Origin of the sequence: Flavobacterium sp., from assembly GCF_044361015.1 — a bacterium.
Classification (GTDB): domain Bacteria; phylum Bacteroidota; class Bacteroidia; order Flavobacteriales; family Flavobacteriaceae; genus Flavobacterium.
The window spans coordinates 21789-28578 of sequence record NZ_JBIKJL010000035.1 but is presented as its reverse complement, the minus strand read 5'-3'; the positions used below and the strand labels follow the sequence as shown (position 1 = coordinate 28578).

Genomic DNA, 6790 nt, shown 5'->3' with positions numbered 1-6790 from the left:
AGAGAAGTTAAGCCCGCCTGCGCAGATGGTACTGCAATTTGTGGGAGAGTATGTCGCCGCCTTCTTTAATCTGAACTTGATTCAGATTCTTTTAAAATCCTCATCATGTATTTGATGGGGATTTTTTTGTAAAGCAATTTTTAGAAAAAATTAATTAAAGATAGTCGAACAGAGAAGTTATCCCTATACTTCGGGACGCCTTTGCAGATGGTACTGCAGTTTGTGGGAGAGTATGTCGCCGCCTTCTTTTAAGTAGGGTTGTCTATTTGGACAACCCTACATTTTATTATAGCAGTATCCTAGTGGCAAGGCTCTTGTCGCCACCATATTTAATCTGAACCCGATTCAGACTCTTTAAAAACCCTTCGTGGAAACATGAGGTTTTTTTGTTGGAGCGATAAAAATGAGAATTTAACTAAAAAGAGTTACTTATTGGTAAATAGTAAGTAAAACTAAATTAAAAAAAATAGCAACTATATGTCGGAGTAAAAGAATAAGCTATTGATTTAGATATTCTAAATTACATATTTTTTTATAATTATATTCTCCGAAATTATCATTCAAATAATTGAACTTGATTTTGAATTTTTAAAACCTGTCGATATGGATAGTTTTTTTGTTTTAGTATTTATTGTTGATATAAATGATTGAAAGAATAATTACAAAACTGATTATTTCTAAATCATAAAAAATAAAGGTTTATCAAATTAAATTAAGGTTCGTCGGAAAATAAGATTTAAAAATACTTGTGAAATTTAATTTTGGACAAAAGTTTAAAAAAATATAATTATGAAAAAATTTAATTTATTAATTCTATTATTATTCACAAGTATTTCATTTGGACAAAATAAATTTAGCATTTCAGGATATGTTGAAGATAGTAAAACAGGAGAAAAATTATATGGTGTAAATGTATACACAAATTCGAAATCAGGCAATATCACTAATGAATATGGATTTTATTCGTTTTCATTGGAGGAAGGAAAACATACTATTTATGTAAGCTATATAGGTTTTAAAACTATTGAAAAAGAAATAAATGTAAGCTCTAATTCAAAAGTAGATTTTAAATTAGAAGAGGACTCTTCTATTCTGGACGAAGTAATTGTGGTGGCTACAAAGATTGATAATCGTGTAAAAAGTGTAGAAATGAGTGTCAATACACTAAAAGCATCAACAATAAAAAAATTGCCAGCCATATTAGGAGAACCTGATGTATTAAAGTCAATTCAATTGCTTCCCGGAGTTTCAAGCGTAAACGAGGCTTCATCAGGTTTTAATGTTAGGGGAGGAAATGCAGATCAAAATCTAATTTTATTAGATGATGCAACAATCTATAATGCATCACACTTGTTTGGATTTTTTTCAGTTTTTAATTCAGATGCCATTAAAGATGTAAAGTTATATAAAGGAGGAATTCCATCTACTTATGGAGGTAGATTATCATCTGTGTTAGATGTTCGTCAAAAAGAGGGAAATAAAAAAGAGTTTAATGGTGAAGCTGGAATTGGTCTTATTTTAAGCAGAGTATTAGTTGAAGGTCCCATAAAAAAAGACTCACTTGGTCAAGGAAAAGGTTCTTATATGTTTGCAGGAAGAAGGTCTTATGTTGACGCATTTACATTTTTAGATGATGAGTTTAAAGATAATGTTCTCTTCTTTTATGATTTGAATTTAAAAGCCAATTATGATATAAATGAAAAGAATAAAATTTTTATTTCTGGATACTTTGGTCGAGACAGGTTTGAACTTCCTAAATTTATTGGAACATCTTGGGGTAACGCAATCGGTACAATTAGGTGGACAAATGCAATAAGTGAAAAATTATTTTTTCAAACTTCAGCTATTTTTTCTAATTATGATTATGAGTTAGATAATTTAAGATCGGGTTCTGAGTTTAGGTGGAAATCAAATATTACAAACTTTAATTTTAAACCAAAATTAACTTGGTATGCAAGTTCAAATGCCACTGTTAGAACCGGTGTTGACATTACACATTATAAATTTAATCCAGGAAAAATTTCTGCAATCAACGGATCAAGTATTAGTGCAGAGAAATTTCAAAATAATTTTGCTTTAGAAAACGGAATGTATATTGATACGGAGTTTGATTTGTCTGAAAAACTAAACATTCAAGCAGGTTTAAGATTTTCAAATTTTATGAGATTGGGTAATGAAAGTATAAGGATTTATGAAACGGGAAAACCTCTAAGCTTTGATCCTGTTTATGGAGTTTATGAAGAGAATGAAGTTGTAAGTGAAAAAAAATATGGTTCTGGAGAGGTTATAAAACAATTTAATAATTTGGAACCGCGTTTTTCAATGCGATATTTATTTAATGATAGAAATTCTATTAAAACGAGTTATAATAGAATGTATCAGTATATACATCTAGTAACTAATACAACATCACCTACGCCATTAGATGTTTGGACACCAAGTGGGCCATATATCAAGCCACAATTTGCAGATCAAATCGCTTTAGGTTATTTTTCGAATGTAAAAGAAAGTAGCTATGATTTTTCGGTAGAAGCTTATTATAAAAAATTAACTAATGTTACTGATTTCAAAGATGGTGCTGATTTACTTTTTAGAGAAGATGTCGAGACTCAAGTTGTTCAAGGAGTTGGTAGAGCTTATGGTTTAGAGTTTTTGCTTAATAAAAATACTGGCAAGTTGACCGGATGGTTAAGTTATACACTTTCCAGAAGTGAAAATAAAATAAATGGAATTAATAATAATGAATACTACGCTAACAACGTAGATCAATTACACCGATTAAATCTAGTAGGACTTTATAAAACGAATTCAAGATGGGAATTTGGAGGGGTATTTACTTTTAGTACCGGAAGACCAGTTACATATCCAACAGGTCGATATGAACAAAATGGTTTAATTGTGGCTGACTATAGTGAAAGAAACGGGAATAGACTTCCTGTATATCACCGATTAGATATTTCTGCAACTTTAAATCCAAAAAAAGACAGTAATAAAACCGGTAAATGGATTTTTAGTATAGCTAATCTATATAACAGACAAAATGCTGCCTCTATATTTTTTAGAGAGATTAGTGAAGTAAATGATGTAGAAATTGCAACCGGAAATACAGAAGCAACCAAATTATCCTTTTTTGGTATCGTTCCAAGTGTAACATATGAATTTAAATTTTAAAATGACTTCAACATTATATAACTTAAAAAAATAAAAATATGAGCAAAATAAATAAAATAAAAAACATATTACAGATTGTAATTTTTTCTCTTGTTTTCCTTTCTTGTGAAGAAGATGTTACCAATGATATTTCTTTGAACTCCATTGAACGTCTTGTTATAGAGGGTGGAATTGAACGCAAAGCAAACAATACAACTCAAGTAATTAAATTAACTAAATCGATACCTTTTTTAGATAATTCAGACAATCCTTTTGTTTCAGACGCAATTGTAACTGTATCGGATGGAAATACAACTTGGAATTTTGGTTATACACAAAACGGCAATTATAAAAACAACAACTTATTACCAGAAATCGGTAAAACGTATACCATTACAATTGTTTGGAATAATGAGACCTATGTGGGTTCAGATACTTTAAACGAGGTACCTCAATTTGACAATTTTTATTTTGAATTTGAAGAAGAAACCTTTATTACAGATGCGGGATATTTTCTTAAATTTGATACCACTGATCCGGTAGGGATTGAAAATTATTATTATTACAGGGTTTTCAAAAACGATATTTTTACTATCGTTCCAGATCCCGGTAATTCAGAAACATTAATTGTAACCGATCGGTTTTTTGATGGTCAGCAAAGAATTGGAATTAATCCAAATGAAGAAGTTTCTTTTGAAATTGGTGATGTGGCAAAAGCACAACAATTAGGAATATCAAAAAAATACTATCAATTTCTATTTGAGTTATTTACACAAACGGGCAATCAGGGTATTTCTTTTGTTGGAAATCCACCACCTGCTTCTATAAGAAGTAATATTATAAACACATCAAATCCTACTAATAGAATTTTAGGTTATTTTTATGCCGTAGATATTGTAGAGGATAGTATAGTGATTGAATAATTTTAATATAAGGATGAAGTATAGATTGATCTTGTATAGTATAATTTGCTTTATATTTAGTTTTTTGAATTTTTTAGAAGACTATAATGAAAGTTCTTTTTTTGAAGCTATACAAGATCAGATTTATTTATTTCCGCTAAGTTTTATTTTTATCTTAATAATTTATTTGATCAGAAAGAGAACAATTGAAAGTCATTATTACAAAAGAGTTGAATTATTCAACAAAAGAACATTCCTTTTTTTTGTCAGTATTGCTACAATTATATTTTTTAGTTTTCTTTTAAGACTAATTTCCTTGATCTTATTTAATGATGATGAAGATTTGATATTTTTTGACACGCTTTTTTTTGCCATTCTAATTATTGTAAGTAGTGTTGTTTTATTTATCTATTTATTTGAGATTTATTTGGAAAATGAATTTGAAAAAAAGGAATTAAAAATAAGGTTAAAAGAAAATGAGATTGAAAATCTTAATGATAAATATATGTCACTTAAGAATCAACTTAACCCTCATTTCCTTTTTAATTGTTTTAATAACATTACTAGTTTAATTGATAGTGAACCTGAAAAAGCGATAAAATTTGTTGAGGAATTATCCAATGTTTTTCGATACAGTCTCACAAATTCAGATGAAATTTTAGTTTCCTTATCTGAAGAACTTAAACTACTGAATTCTTATTTTGAACTTCAATTGATTCGCCATCAGGGATTAATAGAACTCGAGAGTTCTGTAGACGTTTCTAAATTGGATTTTTTAATACCTCCTCTAACGCTTGAGATATTAATAGAAAATGCAATAAAACATACAGTGTTTGATAAACACAATCCTTTGAAGATTAGCATCTATACAAGAGGAGAGCTATTGATAGTTGAGAATAATTTTAATCCCAAGATAAATTCTGTAAAAACTGAATCTTTTGGAATTGGAATGAAAAGTATTAAGAAGCAATATGTTTTGCTAAATTGTGGAGCACCTTCCTTTAAAATTGAAAATAATGTTTTTAAAGTTGAAATTCCTTTAATTAAGTCGAGCTATGATTAAAGTAATTATTATTGAAGATGAAGTATTGATAGCAGAGAGATTAAAGAAAATGATCGAATCGATTGAACTTGAAATGAAGGTCATTGAAGTGATTGACTCAGTTAAAGAGGCTATTTCTTATTTAAGCGATAGTATACCGGATCTAATTTTTTTGGACATTAATCTTTCTGATGATTATTGTTTTAAAATTTTTGAGGAAGTAAATGTTACTTGTCCTGTTATTTTTGTTACTGCTTATTCAGAATATGCAATTAAGGCATTTGAAGTAAATAGTATTGACTATCTTTTAAAGCCAATTTCAATATCAAGTTTAAAAAAGAGTATAGATAAATATAAAAGTCTTACAACATTTCCTAATTATACTAAAATGATGATTGATATGGAATCCAGATATCGAAATCGTTTTTTAGTTAAGTTGAATAATCAATTAAAGTCAATATCTATTGATAATATTGCCTATTTTTTTTCAGAGGATAAATTGACCTTTGCCTGTCTGGTTGATGGTAAAAAATTACCATTAGATTTTAGTTTAAAAAAGATTGAGGAAGAGATTGATCCGAAAGAATTTTTTAGAGTAAATAAAAAGTTTTTAATATCTATTAATTCTATTCATGAAATGTATTATGTTTCAAAGTTAAAAGTAAAATTAATTCTAAAACCCAACTTTGGTAATGAAAATATTTTTGTTGCAGTGGAAAAAGTAGGTGAATTTAAGTCTTGGTTGTCAAATTAGGTAGTAAAAGGTAAATAGAAAAATTCTTTCACTTCATTACGGAAAGTGTCTTTTATGTCAGTTAGATTTTTTATTTTTTAAAATCTATAGAAAGTGAGTTCACACAATAACGTATACCGGTTTCGGTCGGTCCATCGTCAAAAACATGGCCTAAATGACTTCCACAAGTGGCACAAAGAATTTCTGTGCGTATCATTCCGTGCGAGGAATCTTTACTATATTCTACTTTTCCCGGAATAGATTTATCAAAAGAAGGCCAACCGCAATGTGCATTGAATTTGGAAATACTTTCAAACAAAACTTCCCCACAACCTGCACAACAATAATTTCCATTTTCAAAATGAAGATTGTATGCCCCAGTATGTGGGAATTCCGTTCCTTTTTGACGAAGAATTTTATATTTTTCTAAGCCTAATTCAGCTTTCCATTCTTCTTCGGACTTTTGAATTTTATAAGGCATCAGTTTGCAGGTTTAAATTTGATTGAAATAGAATTGGTACAAAATCGTTTCCCGGTGGTTTCTTTTGGACCGTCGTCGAAAACATGTCCGAGATGTCCGCCACATTTTGCACACATGACTTCTACTCTTGACATACCAAAACTATAATCATTTTCATAGATTACAGAACCTTTAATTGCCTGATCAAATGATGGCCAACCGCAATCAGATTCGAATTTGGTTTCGGAAACAAAAAGCGGATTTTCACAGGCACCGCAGACATATGTACCTTTTTCAAAATGATCCCAGTATTTACCCGTGAAAGCTCTTTCGGTTCCTTTTTTGCGTAGGACTTCAAATTGTTCGGAAGATAATTCTGCTTTCCATTCAGACTCCGTTTTAACAACTTTCGGTTTTGGATTTTTTTGCTCCTTTTTTTGTCCTTGACAAGCTGTTAAAGTGAATATTGACAGCAGTAAGATTAATTTTTTCATAGCAGATTT

General features: G+C 29.5%; 6 protein-coding genes. 4 read left to right on the top strand and 2 right to left on the bottom strand.

Annotated features, from left to right (window positions below; translation table 11 throughout):
• Nucleotides 1-789 precede the first annotated feature (789 nt).
• The 4 genes from ACIQ2Z_RS09265 to ACIQ2Z_RS09250 all read left to right on the top strand — a co-directional run bounded on the left by ACIQ2Z_RS09265 (nt 790) and on the right by ACIQ2Z_RS09250 (nt 5848).
• A complete protein-coding gene (locus ACIQ2Z_RS09265) occupies nt 790-3171 on the top strand; it encodes a carboxypeptidase-like regulatory domain-containing protein (protein WP_396183863.1) in 2382 nt (793 codons plus the stop codon).
• 38 nt (nt 3172-3209) lie between these two features.
• On the top strand, nt 3210-4073 hold the full coding sequence (locus tag ACIQ2Z_RS09260; protein ID WP_396183862.1) for a DUF4249 domain-containing protein: 864 nt from the start codon (nt 3210-3212) through the stop codon (nt 4071-4073).
• A gap of 64 nt (nt 4074-4137) precedes the next feature.
• Entirely contained in the window at nt 4138-5115 is a 978-nt protein-coding gene (locus ACIQ2Z_RS09255) for a sensor histidine kinase (RefSeq protein WP_396183861.1), read from the top strand.
• The gene (locus ACIQ2Z_RS09250; protein WP_396183860.1) at nt 5108-5848 is read left to right on the top strand and encodes a LytR/AlgR family response regulator transcription factor; all 741 of its coding nucleotides are present in this window, start codon (nt 5108-5110) and stop codon (nt 5846-5848) included. The genes ACIQ2Z_RS09255 and ACIQ2Z_RS09250 overlap by 8 nt, the downstream gene beginning before the upstream one ends.
• A 70-nt stretch (nt 5849-5918) precedes the next feature.
• On the opposite strand, the gene msrB (ACIQ2Z_RS09245) is transcribed toward ACIQ2Z_RS09250, so the two are convergent.
• Complete coding sequence (msrB, locus tag ACIQ2Z_RS09245; RefSeq protein WP_396183859.1) at nt 5919-6308, bottom strand: peptide-methionine (R)-S-oxide reductase MsrB; 390 nt, start codon at nt 6306-6308, stop codon at nt 5919-5921.
• On the bottom strand, nt 6308-6781 hold the full coding sequence (msrB, locus tag ACIQ2Z_RS09240) for a peptide-methionine (R)-S-oxide reductase MsrB (RefSeq protein WP_396183858.1): 474 nt from the start codon (nt 6779-6781) through the stop codon (nt 6308-6310). The genes msrB (ACIQ2Z_RS09245) and msrB (ACIQ2Z_RS09240) overlap by 1 nt, the downstream gene beginning before the upstream one ends.
• Between the last annotated feature and the right edge of the window lie 9 nt (nt 6782-6790).